This window comes from Dactylosporangium sp. NPDC051087 (assembly GCF_055586325.1).
In genome coordinates this window covers 67,116-92,537 of the sequence record NZ_JBVJIJ010000033.1, presented here as the reverse complement: position 1 = coordinate 92,537, position 25,422 = coordinate 67,116, and the positions used below count along the sequence as shown (strand labels likewise).

At 73.4% G+C, this 25,422-nt stretch carries 22 protein-coding genes; 11 read left to right on the top strand and 11 right to left on the bottom strand.

Annotated elements, in window-relative coordinates; translation table 11 throughout:
• The first annotated feature begins 66 nt into the window (after positions 1–66).
• Entirely contained in the window at positions 67–318 is a 252-nt protein-coding gene (locus ACZ6TV_RS45060) for a three-helix bundle dimerization domain-containing protein (protein WP_465305921.1), read from the top strand.
• Here ACZ6TV_RS45060 and ACZ6TV_RS45055 read toward each other — a convergent pair.
• Positions 310–3,042 carry an AfsR/SARP family transcriptional regulator gene (locus tag ACZ6TV_RS45055; protein ID WP_465305919.1) on the bottom strand — a complete coding sequence of 911 codons (2,733 nt, stop codon included), beginning with the start codon at positions 3,040–3,042 and terminating at the stop codon, positions 310–312. The genes ACZ6TV_RS45060 and ACZ6TV_RS45055 overlap by 9 nt on opposite strands.
• A 151-nt stretch (positions 3,043–3,193) precedes the next feature.
• On the opposite strand from ACZ6TV_RS45055, the gene ACZ6TV_RS45050 reads away from it, so the two are divergent.
• The 4 genes from ACZ6TV_RS45050 (at position 3,194) to ACZ6TV_RS45035 (ending at position 8,245) form a co-directional block, all read left to right on the top strand.
• Complete coding sequence (locus ACZ6TV_RS45050; RefSeq protein WP_465305917.1) at positions 3,194–3,847, top strand: hypothetical protein; 654 nt, start codon at positions 3,194–3,196, stop codon at positions 3,845–3,847.
• A 177-nt stretch (positions 3,848–4,024) separates the two neighbouring features.
• Positions 4,025–6,208 (top strand): MMPL family transporter, encoded by a 2,184-nt coding sequence (locus tag ACZ6TV_RS45045; protein ID WP_465305915.1) that lies wholly within the window; start codon positions 4,025–4,027, stop codon positions 6,206–6,208.
• Between the two features lie 10 nt (positions 6,209–6,218).
• Positions 6,219–7,550, top strand: coding sequence for a TrkH family potassium uptake protein (locus ACZ6TV_RS45040; RefSeq protein WP_465305913.1), 1,332 nt, complete (start codon positions 6,219–6,221; stop codon positions 7,548–7,550).
• Positions 7,551–7,567: 17 nt separating this feature from the next.
• Positions 7,568–8,245 (top strand): potassium channel family protein, encoded by a 678-nt coding sequence (locus tag ACZ6TV_RS45035; protein ID WP_465305911.1) that lies wholly within the window; start codon positions 7,568–7,570, stop codon positions 8,243–8,245.
• A gap of 49 nt (positions 8,246–8,294) precedes the next feature.
• Here the strand turns inward: ACZ6TV_RS45035 and ACZ6TV_RS45030 are convergent, their stop codons facing one another.
• From ACZ6TV_RS45030 to ACZ6TV_RS45020, 3 genes are all read right to left on the bottom strand, one after another.
• Positions 8,295–8,975: an alpha/beta fold hydrolase gene (locus tag ACZ6TV_RS45030; RefSeq protein ID WP_465305909.1), complete on the bottom strand. Its 681-nt coding sequence runs from the start codon at positions 8,973–8,975 to the stop codon at positions 8,295–8,297.
• Positions 8,976–9,060: 85 nt separating this feature from the next.
• Positions 9,061–9,372: an antibiotic biosynthesis monooxygenase family protein gene (locus tag ACZ6TV_RS45025; RefSeq protein WP_465305907.1), complete on the bottom strand. Its 312-nt coding sequence runs from the start codon at positions 9,370–9,372 to the stop codon at positions 9,061–9,063.
• Between the two features lie 69 nt (positions 9,373–9,441).
• Positions 9,442–9,912, bottom strand: coding sequence for a chemotaxis protein CheX (locus ACZ6TV_RS45020; protein ID WP_465305905.1), 471 nt, complete (start codon positions 9,910–9,912; stop codon positions 9,442–9,444).
• A gap of 145 nt (positions 9,913–10,057) precedes the next feature.
• On the opposite strand from ACZ6TV_RS45020, the gene ACZ6TV_RS45015 reads away from it, so the two are divergent.
• Together ACZ6TV_RS45015 and ACZ6TV_RS45010 are read left to right on the top strand one after the other, a co-directional pair.
• A complete protein-coding gene (locus ACZ6TV_RS45015) occupies positions 10,058–10,627 on the top strand; it encodes a hypothetical protein (protein WP_465305903.1) in 570 nt (189 codons plus the stop codon).
• Positions 10,628–10,699: 72 nt separating this feature from the next.
• Entirely contained in the window at positions 10,700–11,092 is a 393-nt protein-coding gene (locus ACZ6TV_RS45010) for a VOC family protein (protein ID WP_465305901.1), read from the top strand.
• Positions 11,093–11,144: 52 nt separating this feature from the next.
• Here ACZ6TV_RS45010 and ACZ6TV_RS45005 read toward each other — a convergent pair whose 3' ends face one another.
• A complete protein-coding gene (locus ACZ6TV_RS45005; RefSeq protein WP_465305899.1) occupies positions 11,145–11,918 on the bottom strand; it encodes a TIGR04222 domain-containing membrane protein in 774 nt (257 codons plus the stop codon).
• A gap of 182 nt (positions 11,919–12,100) precedes the next feature.
• Here ACZ6TV_RS45005 and ACZ6TV_RS45000 point away from each other — a divergent pair, with 182 nt between their 5' ends.
• From ACZ6TV_RS45000 to ACZ6TV_RS44990, 3 genes are all read left to right on the top strand, one after another.
• Positions 12,101–13,180: a glycoside hydrolase family 19 protein gene (locus ACZ6TV_RS45000; protein WP_465305897.1), complete on the top strand. Its 1,080-nt coding sequence runs from the start codon at positions 12,101–12,103 to the stop codon at positions 13,178–13,180.
• A gap of 63 nt (positions 13,181–13,243) precedes the next feature.
• Entirely contained in the window at positions 13,244–14,494 is a 1,251-nt protein-coding gene (locus tag ACZ6TV_RS44995) for a WD40 repeat domain-containing protein (RefSeq protein ID WP_465305895.1), read from the top strand.
• Between the two features lie 138 nt (positions 14,495–14,632).
• Positions 14,633–15,310, top strand: coding sequence for a sensor histidine kinase (locus ACZ6TV_RS44990; protein WP_465305893.1), 678 nt, complete (start codon positions 14,633–14,635; stop codon positions 15,308–15,310).
• A 352-nt stretch (positions 15,311–15,662) separates the two neighbouring features.
• Here ACZ6TV_RS44990 and ACZ6TV_RS44985 read toward each other — a convergent pair whose 3' ends face one another.
• The 5 genes from ACZ6TV_RS44985 to ACZ6TV_RS44965 all read right to left on the bottom strand — a co-directional run bounded on the left by ACZ6TV_RS44985 (position 15,663) and on the right by ACZ6TV_RS44965 (position 21,878).
• Entirely contained in the window at positions 15,663–17,867 is a 2,205-nt protein-coding gene (locus tag ACZ6TV_RS44985; RefSeq protein WP_465305891.1) for a molybdopterin oxidoreductase family protein, read from the bottom strand.
• 71 nt (positions 17,868–17,938) lie between these two features.
• Positions 17,939–18,766 carry a hypothetical protein gene (locus ACZ6TV_RS44980; RefSeq protein ID WP_465305889.1) on the bottom strand — a complete coding sequence of 276 codons (828 nt, stop codon included), beginning with the start codon at positions 18,764–18,766 and terminating at the stop codon, positions 17,939–17,941.
• Positions 18,763–19,311, bottom strand: coding sequence for a SigE family RNA polymerase sigma factor (locus tag ACZ6TV_RS44975; protein WP_465305887.1), 549 nt, complete (start codon positions 19,309–19,311; stop codon positions 18,763–18,765). The genes ACZ6TV_RS44980 and ACZ6TV_RS44975 overlap by 4 nt, the downstream gene beginning before the upstream one ends.
• A gap of 69 nt (positions 19,312–19,380) precedes the next feature.
• The gene (locus tag ACZ6TV_RS44970) at positions 19,381–20,985 is read right to left on the bottom strand and encodes an ABC transporter permease (RefSeq protein WP_465305885.1); all 1,605 of its coding nucleotides are present in this window, start codon (positions 20,983–20,985) and stop codon (positions 19,381–19,383) included.
• The gene (locus ACZ6TV_RS44965) at positions 20,982–21,878 is read right to left on the bottom strand and encodes an ABC transporter ATP-binding protein (RefSeq protein ID WP_465305883.1); all 897 of its coding nucleotides are present in this window, start codon (positions 21,876–21,878) and stop codon (positions 20,982–20,984) included. Before ACZ6TV_RS44965 ends, ACZ6TV_RS44970 begins: the two co-directional genes overlap by 4 nt.
• A 71-nt stretch (positions 21,879–21,949) precedes the next feature.
• Here ACZ6TV_RS44965 and ACZ6TV_RS44960 point away from each other — a divergent pair, with 71 nt between their 5' ends.
• Positions 21,950–22,432 carry a GbsR/MarR family transcriptional regulator gene (locus ACZ6TV_RS44960; RefSeq protein ID WP_465305881.1) on the top strand — a complete coding sequence of 161 codons (483 nt, stop codon included), beginning with the start codon at positions 21,950–21,952 and terminating at the stop codon, positions 22,430–22,432.
• A gap of 78 nt (positions 22,433–22,510) precedes the next feature.
• Here the strand turns inward: ACZ6TV_RS44960 and ACZ6TV_RS44955 are convergent, their stop codons facing one another.
• Complete coding sequence (locus ACZ6TV_RS44955; RefSeq protein WP_465305879.1) at positions 22,511–24,529, bottom strand: ThuA domain-containing protein; 2,019 nt, start codon at positions 24,527–24,529, stop codon at positions 22,511–22,513.
• Positions 24,530–25,422: the final 893 nt, after the last annotated feature.

The window sequence follows — 25,422 nt, the reverse complement described above, 5'->3', positions numbered from 1 at the left end:
ACCGGCTGAGGTGCCTCGGTGGGCATGCAGACGGCGGGAGTTGGACACGAGAGGGTGGTGCGGGTCATGACGGAGCACGATGGGGTCGCGCATCTGGGGGACGTCGACACGGCGCTGCGGCGGGAGGGTGAGGTCCTGGCCGAGCGGTTCCCCGGCGCGCCGCGGGACGAGGTCGACGGGCTGGTGCGGCAGACGTACGCCGAGCTGTTGCGGGACGCCGAGGTCGAGACGCACGTGTTGTCCCTGACCCGGCCGCGGGTCGTCGAGCGGCTGCGGGAGCGGGGCTACGAGCTGCACGAGCCGGAACTGTCAGAGTGAGCGCAGCCGCCGGGTGACCTCGTCGGCGCGGGGGTCGGCGAGGGCCTCGAAGTGCCGCAGGGCACGGCGCAGGGAGGCGACGGCGGACGCGCGGTCGCCGGTGGCGTGGTGGCGGGAGCCCGCGGCGACGAGGACGTCGGCGGCGGTGGCGCGGTCGCCGAGCTGCTCGAAGAGCTGGATCGCCTTGTCGTAGCAGCGGGTCGCCTGCGCGCGGTCGCCGAGGTGGTCGTGGGCGACGGCGAGGCTGTCCCAGGTGCCCGCCTCGCCGTGCCGGTCGCCGAGCTCCTGCAGCAGCTGCAGGGCCCGGCCGCAGAGGTCCAGCGTCCGGCGGTGGTCGCCCAGCTGGGCGTGCAGCCAGCCGGCGGCGTTCAGGGTGCGGGCCTGCCACAGTACGTCACCCGCCGCCTCGAACAGGGCGAGCGCTCGCGTGCTGTGGGTGAGGGCCTCCTCGTGGCGCTGCTGGACCTGCAGCATCCAGCCGATGTTGTGGTGGGTCCGCGCCTCGCCGACGGTGTCGCCGAGCGACCGGAAGAGCTCGAGCGCCGCGGTCAGGTGCGTGGTCGCCGAGGAGAAGTCCCCGAGGCGGGCGGACGTGCGGCCGAGGTCGCGGTGGACGTGGGCGCGGCCGGGGAGGTCGCCGGTGCGCAGCAGCGCCCGCAGGGCGACGGTGGACGTGGCGATGAGGTCGTCGAAGCGGCCCGCCCATTCCAGGTACGTGGTCAGCGTCCACGCGAGCTTCCACACGTGCTCGTCGAGGGGGACGTCGGCGAGGACGCAGGCGATGAGCGCCGCGTCCTCGGCGGCGAACCAGTCGCCGTCCACGCGCGGCACGGTGACACCCGGCGCGACCCGTCCCAGCGGCACGGGCGTGCGGCCGGAGTCCAGCTGCATGACGGCCGCGTGCGCGGTGTGCAGGTAGTGCTCGTACAGGCGCAGCAGCCCGGCAGGACGGTCCGGGTCCACCTGCTCGGCCGCGTAGCTGCGCAGCAGGTCGTGGAACCGGAACCGGCCGGGCGCCGGCGAGGTGAGCAGGTTCGCCTCGACGAGCTCGTGCAGCAGCGGCAGCGCCGCCGGCACCGCGACCCCGGCGAGGCTGGCGGCGGCCGGCGCGGCGAAGTCCGGGCCGGGGTGCGACCCCAGCAGGCGGAACAGGCGCGCACCGGCGGCGCTGAGCGCGCCGCAGGACCACGAGAACACCGCGCGGACATCGGTGCTGGTGTCGCCGCCGTCGAGGGCGTCGAGGCCGCCGGCGGTGTCCCGCAGCCGCGCCGCGTGCTCGGCCAACGGCGTGAGCGGGCGGGTGGCCGCGTGGGCCGCGACGATCGACAGGGCGAGCGGCAGCCGGGCGCACCGTTCGGCGATGTCCGCGACGGCGCCGGGTTCCGCCGCGGTACGGGCCGCGCCGAGCCGCCGGCTGAGCAGGTCCCGGGCCTCCCCGCCGGTCAGCAGGTCCAGCGCCATCGGCACGGCGCCTTCGGCCGCGACCAGCGGGGTGAGCTGGTTGCGGCTGGTGACGAGCACGAGGCAGCCGGGCGCGCCGGGCAGCAGCGGACGGACCTGGTCGGCGTCGCGGGCGTTGTCGAGGATGATGAGCACCTTCTTGCCGGCCAGCGCCGTGCGGAAGCGGGTGGCCCGCTCGTCCAGCCCGGCCGGGATCTGATCCCGCGGCACCCGGAACGCGCGCAGGAACCCGCTGAGTGCCTCGCCCGGGTCCATGACGGCGCCGCGGTGGTCGAAGCCGCGCAGGTTCACGTACAGCCGGCCGTCGGGGAAGCGGTCGGCGACCCGGTGCGCCCAGTGCACGGCGAGGCTGGTCTTGCCGACGCCCGGCGGCCCCGACACGGCGCACACGACGGTGGACCGCTGCGCGACGGCCTCCTGCACGAGCGCGTCGAGCTGGGCGACGCGCTCCGCGCGGCCGGTGAAGCCGCGCACCGCGAGGGGCAGCTGCGCCGGGGCCGGCGGCGCGGCCTCGACCCGCGGCGCCGCCAGGTCGAGGGCCGGGTCCTGGCGCAGGACGGCGGCCTCCAGGTCGCGGACGCGCTGGCCCGGGGCGACACCGAGCTCGCCGGCGAGGGCCTGGCGCAGCCGCTGGTACGTGCTGAGCGCGTCCGCCGGCCGGCCCGACCGGTACAGCGCGAGCATCAGCTGCCCGTGCAGTCCCTCGTCGAGGGGGTGCTCGCGGGTGAGCCGCTCCAGGTCGGGCACGAGCGCCGCGTGCTCGCCGAGCTGCAGCCGGCACTCGACGAGCGCCGACTGGGCGTGCACCCGCAGCAGGTCGAGGCGTTCGGCCTCCGCGTCGAGCCCGGTGAGACCGACGATGTCGGCGAGCGGCCGGCCGCGCCACAGCGCGAGCGCGGCCTGCAGCGACCGGACCCGGCCGGCCCGCTCACCCTGGCCGGTCCCTTCGCGGATGAGGCGTTCGGCGACCTCGACGTCGGTGACGTCCTCCCGGGACGTCAGGACGTAGCCGGGCGGGCGGGCCACGATGGTGTCCCGCCCGCCGAGCACCTGCCGCAGGTACGACACGTGCCGCTGCAACGTGTTCATGGCGGTCGCCGGTGGGTCGTCACCCCAGACGGCGTCGATGAGCCGGTCGGTGCTGACGACCTCGCCCCGGCCGACGGCGAGCGCCGCGAGCACGGCCTTGCGGCGCAGGCCGGGCACCTCACGGGCCACTCCGGCCAGCGTCACGTCGATCGGCCCGAGCAGCCTGACCTGCATCGCGTCCCCCACGCCTCTGCCAACGACCGGTAACCGTATCCGGCGGTGCGGGGGTCGGTCGGTCGCCGACCGGACAGGTCCGGCGCCCACAATCCGCCACACCCGGGAGTTGGCGCGGGACGGGCGGAACCGCGCCACTAGGCTGGTGCCCGTGGACATCCAGGTGGAGGAGGGCGCGTTCGTCGAGGTGCCGACCGCCGACGTGACCGGCATGGACCGGCGCGCGTTCGGCGAGTTCGTCAGCCACCGCGGCGAGATGGCGTCGTATGCGTTCGGCTGGACCACCGGCTCGGACCCGCACGCGGGCCGCGTCACGATCGGCATGGGCGCCGGCAACCCTGGCGGCGGGTCGTTCCACGCCCTCGTCGTGCCGCACGGCGACAGCTACGGCCTGGCGCTGACCGACGAGCCGTTCGAGCGGGTCCCGGAGGGCGGCCCCGACCTGACCGCCGCCGAGGCGCGCGCCCACGACACGCTGCCGTTCATCTGGTGGGTCGCCGACCTCGTCCTGGAGCGCGACCGCCGCGCCGCGTGGATGCTGCACTGGCTGCTGGGCACCAACAGCATCCAGACCCTGGAGGTGTTCGAGCGCCGCGAGCCGATCCTGTACGTGAGCCACGACGCCGACGACGGCATCTGGCAGCTGATCGGCGCCTCCGACGCCGACCCCGGCACCGGGAAGATCGGCCACCTGCACCACGCCGTCGACGAGGACCCGACGCTCGTCGACGTGCTACGGCTGGCGCCCGGCGAGTCCGCGACCCGCGCCGCGGCCGGCGCCCCCTGGACGATCCACCCGGTCTGACGGACTCCCTCGCGGGGGTGTGGCGGCTGCGGACGCGTTCCCCCGCCGGCCGAGGTTCCGGGCCCGCGGTGAGCGGTGGTAGGGCTGGCCCTACCGGGGTGCCGCCCGTGTGCCCCACCGCGGCTCAGCGGGCTCGCCGGATCGAAAGCGGGCGGGAGCGTCAATAGCGTTCCTGGCATGGAATCCAGGGACAGCGTGAAGGGCATCGCGGCGCGGTTCGCGGTGTGGAGCGCCCGCCATCGCGCGCTCGCCATCATCGGATGGCTCGTGTTCGTCGTCGGCGTGACCGTGCTCAGCGGCCGGGCCGGCATGGTCGAGGCGGGCAGCGGCGACTTCGGCAACGGCGAGTCCGGGCGGGCGGACCGGATCGTCGAGCAGGCCGGCTTCCCGGCCCAGGGCGCCGGCGAGATGGTCGTCATCACGGCCAAGGACGGCGCGCCGGGTGCCGAGGTCGTCAAGGAGGTGACCGACGCGGTGCACGCGACGGGGGCCACCGAGGCGGTCGCCGCGCCGATCGCGTCGGAGGACGGCAGGTCGGTGCTGCTGACCTTCGCCGTCCGCGGGGACCCGGAGACCGCGAAGGACCGCATCCAGCCGGTCCTCGACGCCGTCGCGGGCGTGCAGCGGGCCCACCCGGAGCTGTACATCGCGGAGGCCGGCGACGCCAGCGGGGACAAGCTCATCGGCGACGAGCTCGACGAGGGGCTCAACCGGCTGTCGCTGCTGTCGATCCCCGTCACCCTCGGCATCCTGCTGGTCGCGTTCGGGGCGATCGTCGCGTCGCTGCTGCCGGTGGGGCTCGCCGTCACCGCCGTCGTCGGGGCCGTCGGGCTGCTCACCTTCGCCAGCCACCTCGCGCCGGCCGTCGACACCACGATGCACGTCATGCTCCTGGTGGGCCTCGCCGTCGGCGTCGACTACTGCCTGTTCTACATCCGGCGGGAACGCGACGAGCGGCGGGCCGGCGCCGACCCGCACCGGGCGCTCGTCATCGCCGCGCAGACGTCGGGCCGGTCGATCTGGGTGTCCGGGCTGACGGTCATCGTCGCGATGGCGGGGATGTTCCTGACCCGCGACACCACGTTCGTCAGCTTCGCGATCGGGACGATCCTCGTCGTCGCCACGGCCGTCCTCGGCTCGCTGAACGTCCTGCCGGCGCTGCTGTCCGCGCTGGGGGACCGGGTCGACCTCGGGCGGATTCCCGGCCTGTACCGCAAACGCTCCGGCAACCGCGTCTGGGGCGCGTTCCTGCGGCTGGTCCTCAAGCGGCCCCTCGTCTCCGCGGTCCTCGCGGTGCTCGCCCTCGGCGCCCTCGCCGCGCCGGCGCTCGACCTGCGGACCAAGGGCGAGGGCGTGGAGGACCTGTCCCCGAGCGCGCCGATCACGCAGGCGTTCCTGGCGATCCAGGCGGCGTTCCCCGGCGGCACCGGCCCCGCCCAGGTCGTCGTCAAGGCGCCCGACGTCACCGGCGCCCAGTGGGACACGGCGGTCGCGGAGTTCAAGCGGCAGGCGCTCGCCACGGGCCGGCTGCACGAGCCGGTGACCGTCGAGGTCAACCCCGCGGGCACCGTCGCCGTGGTCAGCGTCGGCCTCTCCGGCACCGGCAGCGACCGCGCCTCCGAGGAGGCCCTCGCCGCGCTGCGCGACACCGTCATCCCCGCCACGCTGGGCGGATATCCGGGTGCGTGGGTCGGGGTCACCGGTGACACCGCGGGCTCGAAGGACTTCAACGACCAGCTCGCCGGCTCCATGCCGCTGGTCTTCGGGTTCGTCCTCGGGCTGGCGTTCCTGCTGCTGCTCGTGTCGTTCCGGTCGGTCGTCGTGGCCGTCACCGGCGTGGTGCTCAACCTGCTGTCGGTCGCCGCCGCCTACGGGATGCTGGTGTTCGTCTTCCAGTACGGGCATTTCGAGTCGCTGCTGGACTTCCGCGCCGCGGACGGCATCACGAACTGGATGCCGCTGTTCCTCTTCGTGATCCTGTTCGGCCTGTCGATGGACTACCACGTGTTCGTGGTCAGCCGGATCCGGGAGGGCCACGACCGCGGGCTGCCGACCCGGCAGGCGGTCACCGAGGGCATCACCGCCACCGCGGGCGTCATCACCAGCGCCGCGGCGGTCATGGTGGCGGTGTTCGCGCTGTTCGCGACGCTGCCCCTGGTCTCCACGAAGGAGCTCGGCGTCGGCCTGGCCGCCGCGGTCCTGCTGGACGCGACGATCGTCCGCGCGGTCCTGCTCCCGGCGACGATGGCGCTGCTCGGCGAGCGCAACTGGTGGCTGCCGCGCTGGCTGGGCTGGCTGCCGCAGGTTTCGCACGACGTACCGGCGCAGACTCCGCAGGCACGGGAGCTGGTCGCCTCATAGGATCTTCCGCATGCTCCGTGCCCTGCGGCACCCGACCCGCCTGTTGCCGACGGCGTTCCTGGCCGCGCTCGCCGTCGGCACCGGCCTGCTGATGCTCCCCGCCGCCCGCGCGGCCGGGGAGCCGGCGCCGTTCCTGGTCGCCCTGTTCACGGCCGCGTCGTCGGTGTTCATCACCGGCATGAGCACGGTGGACACCGCGACCTACTGGTCGCCGACCGGCCAGGGCATCATTCTGGGCCTCATCCAGGTCGGCGGGTTCGGCATCATGACGTTCGCGACCGTCCTCGGCCTGATGGTGTCCCGCCGGCTCGCGCTGCGCACCCGGCTCGTCGCCCAGGCGGAGACCCGCTCGCTCAACCTCGGCGAGGTGCGGGCGCTGCTGCTGCGGGTCCTCGCCATGATGGTCGGCTTCGAGCTGGTCGTCGCCGCGGTGCTGACCGTCAGGTTCCGCACGACCTACGACGACTCGCTCGGCACGGCCCTCTGGCACGGCGTCTTCCACGCCGTCAGCGCGTTCAACAACGCCGGGACCACGCTGTACACCGACAGCTTCATCGGCTTCGTCGCCGATCCGTGGATCTGCGGCACCGTCGCGGTCGCCGTCGTCCTGGGCGGCCTCGGCTTCCCCGTGCTGCTGGAGCTCTACCGCGAGTGGCGCAAGCCGCGGTACTGGTCGATCCACACCCGGCTCACCGTGTGGGGCTCGGCGATCCTGCTGCTCATCGGCGCCGTCGCCGTCACCGCCTTCGAGTGGTCCAACCCGGCCACGCTCGGCCCGCTCAACTGGTGGCAGACCATCGTCGGCGGCGTGTTCTCCGGGGTCAGCCCCCGCACCGCCGGGTTCAACAGCGTCGACTACGGCGCGGTCCGCCCCGAGACGCTCGCCTTCACCAACGTGCTGATGTTCATCGGCGGCGGCAGCGCCGGCACCTCCGGCGGCATCAAGGTCACCACGTTCTTCCTGCTCGCGTTCGTCATCTGGGCCGAGGTCCGCGGCGAGGACGACGTCAACGTCGGCGCCCGGCGCGTCCCGGCGCAGACGGTCCGGCAGGCGGTCACCGTCGCGCTGCTCGGCGTCGGCACCGTCGCGCTCGGCACCCTGGTGCTGCTGCTGGTCACGGAGCTGCCCTTCGACCGGGTGCTGTTCGAGACGACGGCCGCGTTCTCCACCGCGGGCCTGTCGACCGGCATCACCGGCTCGCTGCCGGCGTCGGGGCAGCTGACACTCGTCGCGCTGATGTTCATCGGCAGGGTCGGTACCATCACGGTGGCCTCCGCGATCGCCCTGCGGCACCGGAAGCTGCGGTACCGCCTGCCCGAGGAGCGGCCGATCATCGGGTGAGTATCTCTGGAGGCTCGATGAGCAAGCCCGACATGTCGGACGGGGTGGTGGTCATCGGCCTGGGTCGCTTCGGCGGGCAGGTCGCCGAGTCGCTCACCGAGCTCGGCCACGAGGTCCTCGGCGTCGACGAGAACGCCGAGATCGTGCAGAAGCTCGCCGACGTCCTCACCCACGTCGTGCAGGCCGACTCCACCGACGAGGAGGCGCTGCGCCAGATCGGCGTCGCCGAGTTCAACCGCGCCGTCGTCGGCATCGGCACCGACATCGAGGCGAGCGTCCTGACCGTCCTGGCCCTCACCGAGCTCGGCGTCGAGGAGATCTGGGCCAAGGCGATCTCCGCCAAGCACGGCCGCATCCTGGAGCGGGTCGGCGCCCGGCACGTCGTCTACCCCGAGGCCGACATGGGGGAGCGCGTCGCCCACCTCGTCACCGGCCAGCTGCTGGACTTCATCGAGCTCGACGACGGCTACGCGATCGCGAAGGTCTGCCCGCCGGACGAGGTCATCGGGCAGACCCTGACCCAGCTCGGCCTGCGCAGCAAGCACGGCATCACGGTCGTCGCCGTCAAGCGTGCCGGCCAGGAGGCCGAGACCGCCCTGCCCGACACCGTCATCCAGCACGGCGACACCCTGATCGTCTCCGGCCCGACGAAGAAGGTCGAGCAGATCGGCGACCGCGGCGGCTTCCCCCGCTGAGCACGCTCCTCGACCGGCATTGTCGTGGGCGCGGCCGGCAGGCGTGCCGCTACGGCGTGCCCCGCAGCAGGGCGGCCACGTCCGCGGGGTGGCTCAGCGGGGCGTCGTGACCGCTTTCGATCAGGTGGAAGGGCGTGCCGTCGGCGCGGAGCCGGTCGAGAGTGACCGATGCGGGATAGCCGGGCGGCGTGCCGGTGCAGAAGATGTACTGCCGCGGCACCGCGGCCGACACGGGCGTCTCGGCCGGCATCGGGTCGAGCGACGGGGCGAACGGGGTGGGGCAGAGCCGGGCGTTCATCCAGGTGCGCGTCGCCGCGTCCAGCGACGCGTCGGTCACGGGCCGGGGCTGCAGCCACAGGTCGCGCGGCAGGTCCGGGACCGGGCCGAGGAGCCCGGCGGCGCGTTCCCCCGGCAGCGGCTCCGGCGCGTCGAGGAAGACCAGGCGGGCGAGCCGGTCCGCGCACAGGCGGGCGGCCGCGGCGATGGCGACGCCGCCCTGGCTGTGCCCGGCGAGGACCACGTCGCGCAGGTCCTCGTCGAACAGCAGGTTCGCGACGTCGAGCGCCCACGTGTCCAGCGCCGGCGGATCCCCGGTGAGGTGCCGGCGGTCGCCCATCCCGGTCAGCGACGGCGTGTGCACCTCGTGCCCGTCGGCGGTGAGGAGGCGCCGGACCCGCGACCACGACCACGCACCCCGGAACGCACCGTGGACGAGCACAAAAGCGGTCACGCCGTCACCTCCGCTGCGCTCCGGCGCCGTCCTGACCCCGGAACTGTGCCCATGGTGACCGGCCTGTCGCTACGCTCCGGGCCGGTCACGGCCGGTCCTCGAGGACGACCTCACCGATGGTGCGGGGATAGGTGTCGTACGGGCGCAGGTGCTCGTACATGGCCTCGGTGTGCTCGACGTAGCCCGGGGTCCTGGTCGCCTCGGCGTACGACTCGGCGGTGTCGAACAGCCGGATGTGCGTGAAGTGCGTCGGGTCCTCGACGTCGCGGACCAGCCACCGGCCGCGGAAGCCGGGATGGGCGGCGAAGTACTCGGCGAAGCGCGCGGACAGGGCGATGTACGCCTCCGCGTGCCCCTCCGCGTCGCGGGTCCAGGCCTGGCTGACGACGACGTGCATCCGACCCTCCTCGTTCCACTGTGCGAACCGATGTTTCCATCAGTACCGGCGCAGCGGAAGTGACCCGGGTCACATGGCGGGCTTGACGTCGCCCCGCAGGACGGTCAGGACCGCCGGGTCGTCGTTGAGGGTCACCTGCAGCGTGTGCAGGGGCGTGGTGCCCGGCCACACGATCTTCGCGCGGCCGACGACGACCTGCGGCAGGGACAGGTGACTCGGCTGGGGCAGCAGGCTCTTCACGTTGCCCGCGAGGATGTTGACCAGCTCGCCGAGCGCGTCGGCGCAGTCGTCGGCGCTGGCGCTGACCGGGTCCACGTCGAGCATCGCGCCGGCCATCACGCCCGCCGCCGGCAGGCTGCAGCGCAGCACGGCGAGGCCGTTCCACGCGCCGGCCAGGCCGATGCTCGCGGTGACGTCGGCGGTGTCGGGCAGCGGCTCCGGGGCGGTCGCCATCTCGGGCTGGCAGTGCAGGTACGCCGTCCACACCTGCCAGACGATGCCCCGCAGGTCGTCCTCGGACAGGGACATCTCCGGGTCCACGAAACCACCCCCGGTCGCACTATCGGCCGGGCCGCGGCGGAGTTGAGGGACTTCCGGCCCTGCCGGGTCGGGCGCTTCGGCCCGGTCGTACCGGCGCCGCGACGACGAAACTGAGGTTGTCAAGGAAACCGACTGGAGGCCCGAAATGAGCGCCGCATCCGTCCACCACACCCCTGTCAGCCAGCTCGAACACGCTGAGGCGCCGGGCAGCATGCTCACCAAGGCCGCGGCGAAGTCCCTCGCGGTGCTGCGGATCGGCACCGGGTTCGTGTTCCTGTGGGCGTTCCTGGACAAGACCTTCGGCCTGGGCTACTCGACCCCGTCGGCGAAGGCCTGGATCAACGGCGGCTCGCCCACGAAGGGCTTCCTCAGCTCGGTCGACGTGGGCCCGATGCAGTCGGCGTTCCACGCGATGGCCGGCACCTGGTGGGCGAACTGGCTGTTCATGCTCGGCATGCTCGGCGTCGGCGTGGCCCTGCTCGCCGGGGTCGGCATGCGGATCGCCGCCGCGTCCGGCGCGCTCATCATGGCGATGATGTGGCTGGCCGAGTGGCCGGTCGGCGCGACCGGCTCGACCAACCCGTTCGCCGACTACCACCTCATCTACGCGCTCGTGCTGGTGGTGCTCGCCGCCGCGTACGCCGGGCACACCTGGGGCCTCGGCCGGCTGTGGGCGAAGCTGCCCTTCGTCCAGCGCAACCGCTGGCTCATCTGATCCCTCCGGCGAGCGGACCCCGGGACACACCGTCCCGGGGTCCGCTCGCGTGTGCGAGAGTGGTGCATGCCGTTGAGCGGGTACGAGCTCCGAGCGTCGATCGCGGTGTCCGACATCGGGCGGGCGGTCGCCTTCTACGAAGGCAAGCTGGGGCTGCCGGTGCTGCGGTCCGGTCCCAGCGCCAGGATCGCCGACGGCAGTCGCGTCTACGGCTCCGGTGGCGGGCCCGCGCTGAACGTGTACCAGTCGGTGACGGCCGGGCAGACCTCGGCGACGCTGGCGACGTGGTATGTGGACGACATCGACCGGGTCGTCGCGGAGCTCACCTCGGCCGGCGTCGCGTTCGTCCGGTATGACGAGTTCCGGCACGACGCGAGCGGCATCACGGCTCGCGCCGGTGGCGGGCGGATCGCCTGGTTCCAGGATCCCGACGGCAACACCTTCGCCATCGAGTCCGACGTCTGACCCGTCAGCCACAAGGTCCCGGCCGGCCGGTCGACCGGCGGCTGGTGTCGGGCTAGGGCGGTGGGCGCAGCCCGGCGGCGAACGCCGGATCGCCGGCGCGCAGTGCGGCGTCGCCGTGCAGGGCCACGGACATCGCCGCGCCCGCCGGGCCGTGCGTGGCCCAGGACGGCCGGCGCCGCGGTGCGAGGTGCTCGTGCTCCCGCTGCGCGGCCGCCCACACCCCGAAGGGGTCCCGTCCCCGGGGCACGTCCTGGTTCACGACGAGGAGCAGGACCGTGCCGTACGCGATCATCGAGAAGACCAGGAGGCCCTCCGACCGGCCGTTGACGAGCCCCGCCACCACCTGGCCCGCGCCGAGGGAGAGCAGCGTGCCCAGCGGCACCCCGGCGACGATCGAGAGCCGGCGCTGGAGGGTGCAGTCGGGGCGCAGGCCCCGCCGGCGCAGGTCGTCCTCGACCGCGTCGAGGGCCGCCGCGACCGCCGGGACCCGGTCCAGGTCGTGGACCCGCGCCGGGGTCCGGACCGCCTCGAACAGGGCCCGCTCCAGCGGCGTCGCGTCGGCGGGCGGCGCGTCCTGCGTCACCAGACCGGCTTCCGCCGCGACCGCGCCCCGGGCCCGCAGCGCGGCGAGGCCGGTCCTGACCGTGCCCTCCCGCTCCCACTTCAGCATCGCGAGGTGTTCGGCGGTGAGGCCGGTGGCGTCCGGGCGGCGCAGCGGACGCGTGCGGTGCCACCGCCACAGCAGCGCGAAGCCGACGGCGAGCGCGCCCGTCGCGTGGAAGAGCCAGAGAAAGACCGGTCCCGGGATACCCCACGTCGCGTCCACGATCCGCCACCCCCTGCGAAGAGTCTGCGCATCGACCGGCGTCGTGCGCCATGGATGCGGGCGGACCCTGAGCAGTTCTTGCAGAAGTCGATTCAGGTAACAGTATTTATAAAGGAGGAAGTTTTGTTTACAAATAACGAACATGGACAGTCGTCCATGTTTCGTGGAAGGTGGCATCCCCCATGCCCAAGAGAAGACTGCTCGCGCTCGTGGCCGCGGCCGGGATGACGGTCGCGGCGGCCGTGGCCGCGGTCCTGCCCGCGACCGCGGCCAACGCGGCCGCGTGCGCGCCCGCCTACGTCGGAAGCCAGGTGTACACCGGCGGCCAGCAGGCGTCGTACAACGGCCACAACTGGACCGCCAAGTGGTGGACGCAGTACGAGTCGCCCAGCACCGGCGGGTCCGGCGTATGGGCCGACAACGGCAGCTGCGGCGGCGGCACCGGCGGTGGTGGTGGCGGCGGCTCGTGCAGCTACCCGAACTGGGTGGCCGGGCAGTACTACGCGGTCGGCGCGATCGTTCGCTACACCAACGGCCTGTACTACCAGGCGACCCACGAGAACCCCGGCTACGACCCGACGATCAGCACCTGGTTCTGGTCGCCGTACAGCTGCGGCGGCGGCGACACGGGCGGCGGCGGGGGCGGCGGGTTCGTCGTCAGCGAGGCGCAGTTCAACCAGATGTTCCCGGGCCGGAACGGGTTCTACACCTACGCCGGGCTCACCGACGCGATGAAGAAGTACCCGGCGTTCGCCACCAGCGGCAGCGACACCGTCAAGAAGCAGGAGGCCGCGGCGTTCCTCGCGAACGTCAGCCACGAGACCGGCGGCCTGGTCTACATCGACGAGATCAACACCGCGAACTGGCCGCACTACTGCGACTACAGCCAGCCGTACGGGTGCCCCGCCGGGCAGTCCGCGTACCACGGCCGCGGCCCGATCCAGCTCAGCTGGAACTTCAACTACAAGGCCGCCGGTGACGCCCTCGGCGTCGACCTGCTCAACAACCCGAACCTGGTCGCCACGAACTCGTCGATCTCGTGGCAGACCGGCCTCTGGTACTGGATGACCGGCACCGGCAACGCGGGCACCACGTCGCACAACGCCATGGTCAACGGGCAGGGCTTCGGCACCACGATCCGGGCGATCAACAGCATCGAGTGCAACGGCGGCAACGCCGGTCAGGTGCAGAGCCGGGTGAACCTGTACAACCAGTTCGTCGGCATCCTGGGCGTTTCCGCCGGCGGCAACCTGTACTGCTGATCCGGGACCGAGGGCGCACCTCGACGAGGGGTGCGCCCGCGGTCGGTCTGGCATCCTTGCCGGATGTTGCATGAGTTCGAGCTCCGCGGCGCCGCGTCCCCGGTGCCGGCCACGGCGCCCGACGTCGAGATCGACGGGCACCGCGTGACGGTCGACGCCGACCGGCGCGGCGGCATGCTCACCGCGCTGCGGCTGGCCGCCGGCCTCGGCGCCGAGCTGTACGACGTCAAGCGGGACTGGGCGTGGCGCGCGGCCGGTCCCTGCCCCACGCCGCCCCCGGCCGGCAAGGGGAAGGTGACCTGGACGGCCACGAACGGGGTGCCCGGGCCGGCGAACGGTCTCGGCGCGACCCCCGACGGCAGGGTGGTCGTCGCCTACGACCCGCCCCGCGGCGTCACCGGCCCGCCGACCCTGCAGGTCCGCTCCGGGACGGCCCTCGAGGTCGTCGAGGCCGAGCATCCCGGGCTCGGCGCGCCGCTCGCCGTCGACCCGGCGGGGACCTGGTTCGCCGCGGGCGAGCGGGTCAAGCCGCACCGCCACGACGTGATCGTCCCGATGATCCGCACGGTGCCGCTCGGCCGCGGCGGCGAGCCAATGACCTGGAGTCTCAGCGGCAACTTCGGCTGGCTGCCGGACGGCGGTCTGGTCGCCCTGACCCGGCACCCGTTCGGTCGCAAGACCCCGCCGGCCGGCCCGGACGCGGCCCTGCTGTCGGCGCTGGAGATCGACCGGGTGGTACGGGTGGTCGCGGCCGACCCGGCGGGGAAGATCGTCGCCACGCTCGCCGCCGACCCGGTGCTCGACGAGACGATCTACCAGACGGCGAACCTCGCCGCCGCGGCCGGGGCCGCCGTCGTGGCCAGCTGCTACCGGATCGTCGCCCTGCCCGCCGGCGGTGGCCCGCCCGCCTGGCACCAGCCGCCGGTCGGGCACCGGCACAAGTTCGTCCAGCACTGGTACGCGGCCGCCGCCGACCGTGGCGGGCGGCTGGTCGCCTTCGGCGGCAACCACTGGAACGACGACCCGAACCTGGTCGTGCTGGACGCCGCGACGGGCGCCGTCCGGTTCGCCGTGAACACGACCGCGTTCGGGACGAAGGCGCCGGTCCGGGCGCTCGCGTTCCACCCGGACGGCTGGCTCGCCGCCGGGTTCGGCGACGGGCAGGTGCGGCACGTGTCACTGTCGGGACAGATCGTCGCGTACCGTGGGATCCCGGGCAGCCTGACCGCGCTCGCGTTCACCGCTGACGGCGACGCGCTGCTGGTGGCGGGTGCGTCGACCAACGGCCTGCGCCGCGTCGCGATGATCCCCTGAAAGGGGCAACGCGGTCTGGCGCAGCTGGATTACATTGATGGTTGTTGCCGGTGTACCGCACCCGGCGCCCCGCCGGGTAACGCGACGCGGCGGAAGAACGCTTAATTGCTGCGAGAGACGTGATCAGGGGGTGTGGGCGTGGACCTGCTCGGCGTGTGGCTGGGGTCAGGCGTACGGTCACGCCTGCGCAGGGACCGGGTCGCTGTCGTGCCCGGCGCGGAACGGGCCCGGGTCCTCGCCCGGCTCCGCGGGCTCGAGACCGACCTCGGCGCCGGCCCCGCGGCCGGGTTCGACGCCGCTTTCGGCCGGCTGACCGAGCTGGCCGCGGTCGCCGCGGAGATCCGCGCCGCGACGGACCCGGCCGTGCTGGCCCTCACCCCACGGGCCGGGACCGGGATGCGCCACGCGCTCAAGGACCTGTGCGCCCTGGGGCTCACCGCCGACCCGGGGGTGCCGGAGCTCGGCGCCGCGGTCCACCAGGTCGCCGCGGCCGTGCCGCTGACGGTGCACGTGACCGTCGACGTCGTGCCGGAGACGCCGGCGGTGACGGCGACCGCGTTCGCGGTGGTCTGCGAGGCGCTCGGCAACGTCGTCGGGCACGCGGGCGCGCGGCGGGCGATCGTCGCGGTGCGCGGGCACGGGCGGACCGTGCAGATCTCCGTCGACGACGACGGCAACGGCGGCGCGCGGCCGGTCATCGGCGGCGGGGTGGTGCTGCTCGCCGCCCGCGCGGCCACGCTCGGCGGCCTCCTGCACCTCGACAGCCCGCCCGGCAGCGGCACCCACCTCAGCGTCGAGCTGCCCGCGAACGCGTAACGCGTCACGCGGCCGTGAGGCCACCGGCCCACGCTCACGGCGGCACCACCCCACCCTCGCCGCCGACCCCGGCCCGCGCGCCGGGGCGGGCCGGACTGCGGCGCCGCCCACCCTCACCGCCGACCCGCAGCACGCGACCTGCGGCGGGTCTGCCTGCGGCGCCCACCCCACCACTGGCTCGCGGCCCGCATGGACGGCGGGGGCGGACAGCGGCGCCATCCACCTCACCGCTGACCCGCGGCGCCCACCCCACCGCTGGCTCGCTGCCCGCACCTGCGGCGGGGTCGGGCGATCACCCACCCTCACCGCGAAGCCGCCGACCCGCCGACCCGCCGACCCGCCGACCCGGCGGTCAGGCGGCGGGGGTGACGGTGACCGGGATGCCGTTGAGGACGCTGTTGCCCGACAGCGGGTCGATGGCGCGGTCGTCGGTGAGGATGTTGCTGTTGACGCCCGGGCGCGAGGCGGCGACCGAGGCGCGGGTGCCCGGCGCGCCGTGCCCCCAGCCGTGCGGCAGGCTCACCACGCCCGGCATCACCGTGTCGGTGATCTCGACGGCGACGGTGAGCGTGCCGACGCGGGAGGCGACCGTGGCCGCGGCGCCGTCGGTGAGCTCGAGGGCCGCCGCGTCGTGCGGGTGGACCTGCAGCGTGCACCGGTCCTTGCCCTTCATCAGCGCCGGTACGTTGTGCATCCAGCTGTTGTTGGACCGCAGGTGCCGGCGGCCGACGAGCACGAGCCCGCCGCCGGGCCGGGCCAGGGCGTCGCGCAGCCGGGCGACGTCCGCCGCGACCGGCGCGGGGCACAGCTCGACCTGCCCGCTGGGCGTGCGCAGCACTTCGGGAATCCGCGGCCGCAGCGGGCCGAGGTCCACGCCGTGCGGCCGGTCGAGGAGCCCGCGCAGCGTCAGCCCCGCCGGGTCGGTGCCGAAGCCGTCGCCGTACGCGCCGAGCCGCAGCCGCACGTCGAGGATGCGCTCCATGGGTCCGTCGCCGTCGACGAGGGCCCGCAGCTCCGCGACGTCGCGGCCGGCCACCGGCGACTCCGGGTCGTCGACCGCGCGCCGCAGCAGCGACGTGAGCAGGCGCTCGTGGACGTCCGGGCCGCCGGCGAGCCGTGCGAGGATGTCGCACTCGTCCATACCGCCCGGGTCCTTCGGCAGGACCGGCGGGGAGTACGCCGCCATGTTGCGCACCACGAGGGTCAGGAACGCGAAGTCGTAGTGCCCCACCCGCGCGGGGTCGGTCGGCGGCAGGATCACGTCGGCGTGCCGGGTGGTCTCGTTGAGGTACGGGTCGACGCTCACCATGAACTCGAGCCCGGCCAGGGCCTCGTCGAGCTGCCCGCTGTTCGGCGTGGACAGCACCGGGTTGCCGGCGACCGTGATCAGCGCCCTGACCTGCCCCTCGCCGGGCGTGGTGATCTCGTCGGCGAGGGTCGCGACCGGCAGCTCGCCCTTGACCTCCGGCAGCCCGCGGACCCGGCTCGTCCACCGGCCGACCTGGAAGCCCCTGCCGCCCGGCGCCGACGCCGGGCGCGCGTGCGGGGCGAGGGGGAACATGACGCCGCCGGGCCGGTCGAGGTTGCCGGTGAGCACGTTGACGACGTCGACCAGCCAGCTGGTCAGCGTGCCGAACTCGACCGCGCAGGTGCCGATCCGCCCGTACACGGCGGCGGACGGCGCGGCGGCGAGGTCCCTGGCGAGCCGGCGGATGTCGGCGGCCGGCACCCCGCACGCGGCGGCGACGGCCTCGGGCGCGAAGTCCTTGGCGAGGAGCTCGACCCGCTCGACGCCGTCGACGTGGCCGTCGAGGTGGCCCAGCGCGACGAGCCCCTCGTCGAAGAGCGTGTGGACGAGCCCGAACAGCAGCAGCGCGTCGCCGCCGGGCCGGATGAACAGGTGCTCGTCGGCGACGGCCGCGGTGCGGGTCCGCCGCGGGTCGACGACGACGATCCGCCCGCCGCGGGCCTGGACGGCGGCGAGCCGGCCGGGGAAGTCCGGTGCCGAGCACAGGCTGCCGTTGGACTCCAGCGGGTTCGCGCCGAGGAGGACGAGCAGGTCGGTGCGGTCGACGTCGGGCACCGGGATGGCGTCGGGGTTGCCGAAGAGATAGCCGCACGCGACGTGTTTCGGCATCTGGTCGACGGTACTGGCGGAGTACACGTTGCGGCTGCCGACGGCCTTGACGAGGGGACCGCCGTACAGCGGCCCCGCCATCGTGTGGACGTTGGGGTTGCCGAGGTACACGGCGACGGCATCCCGCCCGTGCGTGCCGGCGACCCGTCGCAGCCCGGTCTCGACCGCGGCGAACGCCTCGTCCCAGCCGACCTCGTGGTGCTCGCCGTCCGCGCCGCGCAGCAGGGGCCGGCGCAGGCGGTCCGGGTCGTGGACCACCTGCGCGAACGTCGCGCCCTTCGGGCAGACGAACCCGGCGCTGAGCACGTGCTCCCGGTCGCCGCGGGCCGCCACGACCCGGTCGCCGGCGACGGTGAGCTCCAGGCCGCAGACCGCCTCGCACAGCGGGCAGGTCCGGAATGCCGTTCGGGTGCCGTTCATCGCGCCTCACCGCCGTTGGTCGAGGAACCGTCGCGGTCAGCCTGACCCGTGAGACGCGGTCCCGGCAAGCGTCACGGGAACTGCAGCATCGCCGGGTCGAGCGCGAGCGCGGCGATCCGCCCGGTCGTGAACGGCAGCGCCGGCAGGGCCGGCTTCACCGCCGCGCCGCCGTGCTTCGCGCCGTCCAGCGGCGTGCCGGCGCCGCCGCCGGTCGCCATGCCCTGGCTCGCGATCACGGACAGCATGCCGCCGTCGAGCCTCCGGGTCGCGCTGATGTGCCGGCCGCCCTCGTCGGTCCAGGTCCGCACCTCGACGACGGCGCCGCCGGCCGTCACCACCTCGCACGCCGGTGCCACGCAGTCCTCGACCGGCGGGTTCGCCGAGGCCCAGATCGCCGCGGTGAGCATGCCCTCGGCGCCGCCGGTACGCAGGAAGACCCCGGCGAACGCGACGTTGAGCAGGCCGTTGGCCGGTGCGGGGAAGCGCTCGTCGGGCAGCACCGCCGCCGGGTCGAAGCCCTTGTCGTAGCTGACCGGGTAGTCCGCGGTGGTGTAGCCGGCCGGGACCGCGGCCATCAGCAGCCCGCGCATCGTCGCGCCGTGGGTGTACGCCGCGCGTGCCGCCGGCAGCGTCGTGACCACGGGGGCGGCGCTGGACGGGGGTGCCGCCGGCGCCTGGACGGGCGGTGCCTGCTGCGCCTGGACGGCCGCCGGTGCGGGACGCAGCGCGAGCGCCGTGCCGCCGGCGGCGACCGCGACGACGAGCGTGGCGAGACCGGCCGCGCCCGCGGTCCGGCGGCGCGCCGCGGAGCGCCTGGCCGTGGCGAGCACGGCCGCCGCGTCCGGTGGCGGCGGCGACGTGGCCAGCATGCCGTCGCAGATGTCCTTGATGTCGTTCATCGGTGCCCTCCAGGGGTCTTCCGCAGGGGATTGCCGTCACCGAGCGACTCCCGCAGGCTGGCCAGGCCGCGGGACGTCTGACTCTTCACGGTGCCGGTCGAGCAACCGAGGACCTCGGCGACCTGCTCCACGGACAGGTCCGCCCAGAAGCGCAGCACGAGCACCGCCCGGTGCCGCTTCGACAGCCGCATGAGGCCCTGTTCGAGCTGGAACCGTTCGGCGGAGGTGACCCCGTCCGGCGCCACGGCGTCCAGTGCCGGGCTCTCCGGGTCGGTGGACAGCTCCCGGCGCCAGGGCCGCCGCCGCTCGTCCAGGAACGTGCGCAGCAGGACCCGCCGCGCGTACTGGTCGAGCACGTCGTGCCGCTGGACGCGGTGCCACACCCGGTACAGCTTGGTGAACGTGATCTGGGTCAGGTCCTCCGCGAGATGCCAGTCGCCGCACAGCAGATATGCCGTGTGGTGCAGCACGGTGCCCCGAGCGGCGTAGTACGCGACGAAGTCCTCGTCGGTCCCGCGCCGCTCGCCCAGCCACAGCAACCTCATCGTCGCGGCCGTCCTTCCTCCTCGGTCCTGATAGACACGAGGCGACCCGCGACAACGGTTCCATCCGACTCAGGTGACGGGCACGCTCCGCCTGCGCAGGCCGGCCAGGCCGGCGACGACCAGCAGGACCGTGAGCGCGGTGAGGATCAGCAGGGGCGCCGCGGTGACCGGGCCGCCGGGCACGTGCGGGATGTGGGTGAAGGGCGACACGTCCAGCAGTGTCTGGCTCAGCCGCAGCGCGGCGCCGATCTGGCCGAGGACCACGCACACGGACAGCGCCGCCCAGCCGATCGCGGCCGCCCGGCCGGGCATCAGCCCGAACACGGCGACGGTGAGCGCGGCGAGGACCCAGATCGCGGGCAGCTGCACCAGCGCGCCGGCCACCACGCGGGGGACCTCGCGGCCGACGTCACCGGTGCTCGCGCCGTAGAACAGCCCGGCGGTGAGGCCGGTGACGAGCATGACGGCGGTCGGGCCGAGGAACGCGAAGACCAGGTGGCTGGCGGCCCACCGCACCCGGCCCACGCCGGTGGCCAGGAGCGCCTCGCTGCGCAGCGCGGCCTCCTCGGTGCGCATCCGCAGCGCGGCGGAGATGCCGTAGGCGGCGACGGCGATCGCGCCGAGGCCGAGGGTGCCGGCCAGGAAGACGTCCGCGGCGCCGGACGCGCCGCCGATGCGCTCCAGGATCTCCTTGAGCTGCTCGTTGTCGGCGAGGAGGTCCGCGGAGGTCTTGGCGACCCCGCCGAACAGCAGCCCGCCGACGACGCCGAGGCCGGCGAGCCAGCCATACAGGGAGCCGCGGTGCAGCCGCCACGCCAGGGCGAGGGGACCGGACAGGCTCGCCGCGGCGGTCGCGGGGCCGAGGCTCGGCGGCAGCAGCCCGGCGCCGACGTCGCGGCGGGCGGACAGGCGCAACGCGAGCAGGGCGAAGGCGACGGTGGCGGCGGCGATGAGGCCGAACACCCAGAAGTGGTCGCCGGCATACGCGTGGACCTGGTAGATCCAGCCGAGCGGCGAGACCCACGACAGCCACGACAGCCCGTCGGCCACGTCGCCGGCGCCGCGCACGCCGAACGACACGCCGAGGATCGCGACGCCGATCCCTCTGGCCGCGCCGGCGCCCTCGCTGAGCTGGGCGGTGATCGCGCCGATCGCGCCGAACAGGATGCCGGCGGACGCCCACGCGAGGCCCATGGCGGCGGCGCCGGAGGCGGGGGTGTCCTGGCTGATCATGCCGAGCGCGACGAGCCCGCCGACGATCAGGCTGGCGCCGGTCATGGTGGCGAGGGCCGCGGCGACGGGCGCGTGCCGGCCGACGACGCCGGCGCCGATCAGCTCGCGGCGCCCGGCCTCCTCCTCGACCCGGGTGTGCCGGATGACGAACAGCACGCCGATCAGCGCGAGGATCACCATGCCGGTCGCTGAGCGCCAGAAGATCAGCGCGCCGAGATTCGGGTCGCTGGGCTTGGTGCCGTAGAAGAGCAGCAGCAGGGGGCTGCCGCCGAGGTCGTCGATGTAGCCCTGCCGCTCGGCGTCGGTCTTGTAGAGCTGCGCGGTGCCGGACGCGAGGGACAGCGGCAGGACACTGAGCAACAGTATCCAGATCGGCAGGAGCACCCGGTCGCGGCGGACGATCAGCCGGGCGAGGGACCCGGTGCCGGTGAAGGCGTTCATTCGGACGGCTCCGCTTCGTAGTGCCGCAGGAACAGCTCTTCGAGGGTGGGCGGCTGGCTGACCAGGCTGCGCACGCCGTGCGACGTGAGCTGCCGCAGGACGGTGTCCAGCTGCGCGGAGTCGACCTGCAGCCGCACCTGGTGGTCGCGCACCTGCAGGTCGTGCACGCCGGCGAGGTCGGCGAGGCCGTTGGGGGTGCTGCTCAGCTCGGCGGAGATCGAGGTGCGGGTGAGGTGGCGCAGCTGGGTCAGCGTGCCGGTCTCCACCGTGCGGCCCTGCCGGATGATGCTGACCCGGTCGCAGAGCGCCTCCACCTCCGACAGGATGTGGCTGGACAGCAGGACGGTGCGCCCGCGCTGCTCGGTCTCCTCGGCGATGACCTGCCGGAAGACCTCCTCCATGAGGGGGTCGAGGCCGGAGGTCGGCTCGTCGAGCAGCAGCAGCTCCACGTCGGAGGACAGGGCGGCGATGAGGCCGACCTTCTGCCGGTTGCCCTTGGAGTAGGCGCGGCCCTTCTTGCGCGGGTCGAGGTCGAAGCGCTGGAGCAGCTCGTCGCGCCGGGCGCGGTTGACGCCGCCGCGCAGCCGGCCCAGCAGGTCGATGACCTCGCCGCCGGAGAGGTTGGGCCACAGTGTGACGTCGCCCGGCACGTAGGCCAGCCGCCGGTGCAGCTCGACGGCGTCGTGCCACGGGTCGCCGCCCAGGAGCCGCACGGTGCCGCCGTCGGCGCGCTGCAGGCCGAGCAGGATCCGGATGGTCGTGGTCTTGCCCGCCCCGTTGGGACCGAGGAATCCGTGGACTTCGCCCCGCGCGACGGTCAGGTCGAGACCGTCCAGCGCGGTGGTCGAGCCGAATCGCTTGATCAGCCCGGCGACCTCAATGGAATTTTCCATGCTTCAGACGCTACACTTGTTTCACAAAGTTGTGAAAGTTCGTGTAGGACAATTGATGGATGGAATCTCACATGCGTGATGAGGCGGCGTTGCGCGCGTTCGTCGAGGACATGGCGAGGCTGCTCGGCGACTGGGGCTTCCCGCGCATGGCCGGCCGGGTCGTCTTCACGCTCATGGCCGCGGACGAGCGGTCGCTGACCGCCGGTGACCTCGCCGACCGTCTGGGCGTCAGCGCCGCGGCGATCTCCGGCGCGGTGCGCTACCTGTCGCACATCTCGATGGTGGTCCGCGAGCACGTGCCCGGCGACCGGCGCGACCGCTACCGGCTCGTCGACGACTCCTGGTATGAGGTGACCGTCGCGAAGATGACCCTGCTGAAGACCCTCGCCGACGCCGCCGACCAGGGCGCGGCCGCGGCGGGTGGCGAGGGCACCGCCGCCGGGGCCCGGCTCGCCGGGATGCGCGACTTCTACACCTGGGTGCAGGACCGCATGCCCACCCTGCTCGACCAGTGGGCCGAGGAGAAGGCGGCCAAGGCCGGGTCCCAGGGCTGACCCGCACCGCGCGCGGAAAGGCCGGAAGCCGGCGGGATGTGCTCCCACCGGCTTCCGGGTGCTGCTCGTCGGCGCGGGCTACTTCAGGGATATCATCCAGTCCCGCAGCTGGCGGGCCTGGCGGTCGAGCTCGCCGCGGGCGGCGCCGGCGGCGGGTGAGCCGGTCAGCGCGATGATCTTGTTGAGCGAGGTGGTCGCGGCGTTGTGGTCCTGCCGCAGGTAGGCCGCCTGGGCATCGTCGAGGAGCGCGGTCGCCGCCGCGGCGGACTCCGGATCCAGCGTGCCGGCCGCGCTGGATGTGGTGATCAGCGTGCGGGTCTGCCGGAAGGTCGAGCAGTTCGCCTCGGTCTGGCCGGCCGTCCAGCTGATGCCGGCCAGCAGGATCCTGGTGAACGACTCACGGTAGTACTGCGCGCGGTCGTGACCGAGGATGAGCGAGAACTGGCGGCCTCCGTCGTAGTTCTGGCACCACGCGATCGGGTGGTCGCCACCCATGAGCGGCAGCGGGACGTTCGCGGCGTTGCCGCTGTTGAGGCTCCGGCGGTACGACGACTCGTCGAGGCTCAGCAGCGTGTGCACGTCGGCCCGCGGGTTGTGGTCGAAGTTGTAGAGCTCGTCGACGGTGAGCCAGCTCGCCGGCAGGTGCGCGGTGGCCGGGTTCGTGCGGTCCTCGGTGTTGACCCGCACGTTGATGCAGCTGCCGCAGGTGCCCTCGCCGTTCTGGCCGCCCGGGTGGTTGGTGAACCACGCCCCGACCAGGTCGCGGTACCACGGCACGTTGTGGATCGCGTCGGACGCGCCGTGCAGCCCGACGAACCCGCCGCCGGCCCGGACGTATTCCTGGAACGCGGCCAGCTCGCCGGCGTTGAGCGCGTCCGCCGCCGGTGCGCTGTTGGGGTTGGTCCCGTCCACCGGGGAGCCGAAGATGATCGTCTTGTACTTCGCCAGGTCGGCGGCGGAGGTGAACGGCGTGCTCGCCAGCGACGCCGGGGCCAGCCTCGGGTCCCAGATGTCGACGTCGAAGCCGTGCTGCTGCCCCCACTGCTGCACGAGCAGGGCGGTGTCGGCGATGTGGTCGTGCCGGAAGCCCTTGGTGGCCGAGAAGTACAGCACCCGGTAGGTGGCGCCGGGGAAGTTCGTGGAGGCCGCGAGCGGCGTCGCCGGTGCGATCGGGTCGGGCCCGGCGGCCGGGGTGACGGTCATGCCGGTCGGTGGGTCGGCGGGGAGCTTCCCGGCGACCTGGTCCTGCAGGTAACGGGCGTCGCCGACGAGCGTGTCCCGGACCGAGCCGGAGATCGATCCGTCCTGCGCCGCGGCGGCGAACTGGTTGAGGGCCCGCTTCGCCTGGTTGGCGTTGCCCGCCTCCGCGAGGCCTGCGGCCTCCGCCAGCTTGGCCCGCAGGCCGGCGCCGAGGTCCGCGCCGATCGTGCCGCCGGTGACGTAGCCGCCGATGAGGGTGTCGAGGTCGGTGAACGACGTGGTCACCACGAACGTCTGGTCGAACCGCGCCGCGTTGCCGGCGGCGTCGCCGGCTACCACGCTGATCGTGTGCGGCCCGGTGGCGAGGGTGGCGGTGGCGACGGGCAGCGGGGTCGTCTCGATCTGGTCGATCCACATGCGGTGGATGAAGACGCCGCCGGAGCCCGGCGCGGGGTCGGTCCGGGTCGGGATGAGCGTCGCGGTGTGGCCGACGCGCCCGTCGACGATGCCGGGCCAGCTGACCACGGGGGCGACGGTGTCGATCCGGACCGTGATCGTGCGGACGGCCTCGGCCGAGCCGTCGCCGCCGACGGCGCGGTAGCCGACCGTGTTGGTGCCCTGCTGGGTGAGCTGCACCGAGCCGGTCAGCGTCGAGGGGAACGGGCCGGTCGCGGACACCGCGGTCTGGAACGGTGCCGTGTTGCCGAGCCGGTACTCCAGGCGCTGGACGCCGTTGGCCGCGTCGGTCGCGGACAGGTTCAGCGTGACCGGGCCCCGGTAGTAGTTGTTGGTCCCGGTGGGAGGGGCGGGGGTGAGGGTGGCCGGCGTGCTCGTCGGCGCGGCCCAGGCCGGTACGGCGATGATGAGCGACCCGGCGGACAGGGCCGCCACCGGCACGGCGGCGGCAAGGCCGCGTAACAGTCGTCGGCGGGAGTCTCTGCGTGCCCCGCTGGACGGGTGCGACGCCGGTGCTGCGGTGGTCGGCGGTTGGCTGGGCATGGTCTTCCCTCCGGTTCAGGAACGACATCGGGGTCCGGACGGTGCCCGGTGCGGCCGGAAGGGTCCCGTCCCCTCCGACCGCACCGGCCAACCACTCCCGCTTCGCCGCCTCCGGCTGTGGAGCGCACCCACAACCGGACCCTTCGGACAGCGTCGCCGGAGAGCTCTCCCTGTACCGCGTGCGGTGCCGGCTCTTGCGCATACGTCGATGGCAACAGCGGTCCCAGCGGCGCGTCCACAATGGACGGCCGTGGGTCAGCGCCGCTGGGCGGTCATGAGGCTCAGGTCCACCGCGGCGGGGTGTACGCACGGATCGAGCACACTGCCGTGTGCTGTGCGGTGGGTGTCAGAGCTGAAGTACAAGCAGTCCACCCTTGGCTCGTTCACATGGTCGAAACGGTGCTGCCCCGTGGCCGACACAGTAGAAGCCTTCTGCTTGGAATGTCCAGAGCTTCGATGTCATATGAATCAACTTTTGTATGTTCAAGCAAAAGTTGACCGAAGGTTCCCACGCGGGGTCTTCAATGCTATTGCGCGTGCGGTGATGCATACAAACCGATCGTCGGATGACAGGTGGCTTTTTGCCATGTCTCACAACATGTTCGACGATTTCCGGGGCGATGTGTAACGCGAATGACCCGTCGTCCGCCCCTTCGAACAGGAGCATCCTCACGACCGCCGGGAGGTGCCGCGAAGCCATGCCGACGAGGGAGTAACTTTTGTAAGTACAATTAAAAGTTGCGTCTGATCAAACCGAACTTTTGCTCGATCGACCCTTTCTTTTGATGGAA

Bases quoted from the DNA above. Each gene is read 5' to 3' on its own strand.
- ACZ6TV_RS45060 (WP_465305921.1), top strand. From the start codon at position 67: ATGACGGAGCACGATGGGGTCGCGCATCTGGGGGACGTCGACACGGCG.
- ACZ6TV_RS45055 (WP_465305919.1), bottom strand. From the start codon at position 3,042: ATGCAGGTCAGGCTGCTCGGGCCGATCGACGTGACGCTGGCCGGAGTG.
- ACZ6TV_RS45045 (WP_465305915.1), top strand. From the start codon at position 4,025: ATGGAATCCAGGGACAGCGTGAAGGGCATCGCGGCGCGGTTCGCGGTG.
- ACZ6TV_RS45040 (WP_465305913.1), top strand. From the start codon at position 6,219: ATGCTCCGTGCCCTGCGGCACCCGACCCGCCTGTTGCCGACGGCGTTC.
- ACZ6TV_RS45035 (WP_465305911.1), top strand. From the start codon at position 7,568: ATGAGCAAGCCCGACATGTCGGACGGGGTGGTGGTCATCGGCCTGGGT.
- ACZ6TV_RS45025 (WP_465305907.1), bottom strand. From the start codon at position 9,372: ATGCACGTCGTCGTCAGCCAGGCCTGGACCCGCGACGCGGAGGGGCAC.
- ACZ6TV_RS45015 (WP_465305903.1), top strand. From the start codon at position 10,058: ATGAGCGCCGCATCCGTCCACCACACCCCTGTCAGCCAGCTCGAACAC.
- ACZ6TV_RS45000 (WP_465305897.1), top strand. From the start codon at position 12,101: ATGCCCAAGAGAAGACTGCTCGCGCTCGTGGCCGCGGCCGGGATGACG.
- ACZ6TV_RS44995 (WP_465305895.1), top strand. From the start codon at position 13,244: ATGTTGCATGAGTTCGAGCTCCGCGGCGCCGCGTCCCCGGTGCCGGCC.
- ACZ6TV_RS44985 (WP_465305891.1), bottom strand. From the start codon at position 17,867: ATGAACGGCACCCGAACGGCATTCCGGACCTGCCCGCTGTGCGAGGCG.
- ACZ6TV_RS44980 (WP_465305889.1), bottom strand. From the start codon at position 18,766: ATGAACGACATCAAGGACATCTGCGACGGCATGCTGGCCACGTCGCCG.
- ACZ6TV_RS44975 (WP_465305887.1), bottom strand. From the start codon at position 19,311: ATGAGGTTGCTGTGGCTGGGCGAGCGGCGCGGGACCGACGAGGACTTC.
- ACZ6TV_RS44970 (WP_465305885.1), bottom strand. From the start codon at position 20,985: ATGAACGCCTTCACCGGCACCGGGTCCCTCGCCCGGCTGATCGTCCGC.
- ACZ6TV_RS44965 (WP_465305883.1), bottom strand. From the start codon at position 21,878: ATGGAAAATTCCATTGAGGTCGCCGGGCTGATCAAGCGATTCGGCTCG.
- ACZ6TV_RS44960 (WP_465305881.1), top strand. From the start codon at position 21,950: ATGCGTGATGAGGCGGCGTTGCGCGCGTTCGTCGAGGACATGGCGAGG.